This is a genomic window from Mycobacterium sp. NGS49 (assembly GCF_059812565.1).
The window spans coordinates 1-1,267 of sequence record NZ_JCALCX010000096.1 but is presented as its reverse complement, the minus strand read 5'-3'; the positions used below and the strand labels follow the sequence as shown (position 1 = coordinate 1,267).

Sequence of the window (1,267 nt, the reverse complement as noted above, 5' to 3'; positions counted from 1 at the left end):
CCTAAAGTCAAGTGGTCAGTGCAATGCTAGGCCGCTTGGTTGATGAGAGCTTGAAGGCGCTGGGCGGGGGTGTCGAAGTCCAGGGTGGGTCGGGGTCGGCGATTGAGGGTGTCTTGGATTCGCTTGAGATCGGCTGTGGTGTGACCGCTGAGGTCGCTGCCCTTTTCGAACCAGAATCGCAGCAGCCGGTTGGTGTTCTCGTTGGTGCCACGTTGCCAGGGCGAGTGTGGGTCGCAGAAGTAGACGGGGGCCTTGAGTGCAAGATGGATGTTCTGCCATTGGGCCATTTCGCTGCCGCGGTCCCAGGTGATGCTGCGTCGCAGGTGATCGGGCAATTCGCGCATCGCTTCGATCATGGCGGCGGCGACGGCTTCGGAGGCATGACCGGCGGGTAGGGGCAGCAAGATGGTGAATCGGGTACTGCGTTCGACCAGGGTGCCGATGGCGCTGTTGGCGGCTCCGATGATCAGATCACCTTCCCAGTGCCCGGGAACGGCGCGGTCGGCGACCTCTGCGGGGCGCTGACTGATGGTGAATTCTGCGCCGGTGTAGATGCCGCGGCTGACCGGGCCGCCACGTTTCTTGCGGGTACTTCGCCGGGTGGACAAGCACTTGTGCAGATCTGCGCGCAAGCTGCCGCGGGTCTGCACGTAAAGGCACTTGTAGATGGTTTCGTGGCTCACTCGAGCCAGCCTGTCATCGGGGTGAAACCTGGCCAACATCTGTGCGATCAGCTTGGGGCTCCATCCGTCATCCATCCACGCTTCGATGGTTGCGCACAACGGATTGTCTTTGAGCTTGAAAGCTTTGGGGCGTCTGGCTTTCCGGGCTGCACGGGCGTGTGCCATACGGGCGTGGTAGTCCCCGTCGGGGCCGCTGTTGCGTGCGATTTCACGGCAGATCACCGACGGATGGCGGTCAAGTCGCCGTGCAATCTCGACCTGGCTATCGCCGCGGTCAACACCCCGCATGATGTCCACACGTTCATCAAAACTCAGCCGGCGACCCCGACCACCGGGCCTATTCAGATCGCCGGGGTCGGCCAGACCTAGTTTGGACCTGCGCTTAAGCTTCATGGCTCCAGCGTCACGCCACCACTTCCACGCCGCGGTCGTCGACACGCCCATCTCCCGAGCAGTCGCAATCAACGGAGCTCCCTGGCACACCCTGTCGAACAACTCCCGCCGTGTTGATCGAGAATGCGGATAACCACTCGGCATGACAACCTCCAAATGAACGGACATTGCCTTGACCGTATGAATCCACC

General features: G+C 61.7%; 1 protein-coding gene. It reads right to left on the bottom strand.

The window, feature by feature from the left end:
* Nucleotides 1–26: 26 nt before the first annotated feature.
* On the bottom strand, nucleotides 27–1,220 hold the full coding sequence (locus tag AC5Y7D_RS30830) for an IS30 family transposase (protein WP_499929969.1): 1,194 nt from the start codon (nucleotides 1,218–1,220) through the stop codon (nucleotides 27–29).
* Nucleotides 1,221–1,267 lie beyond the last annotated feature (47 nt).

Bases quoted from the DNA above. Each gene is read 5' to 3' on its own strand.
- AC5Y7D_RS30830 (WP_499929969.1), bottom strand. From the start codon at position 1,220: ATGCCGAGTGGTTATCCGCATTCTCGATCAACACGGCGGGAGTTGTTC.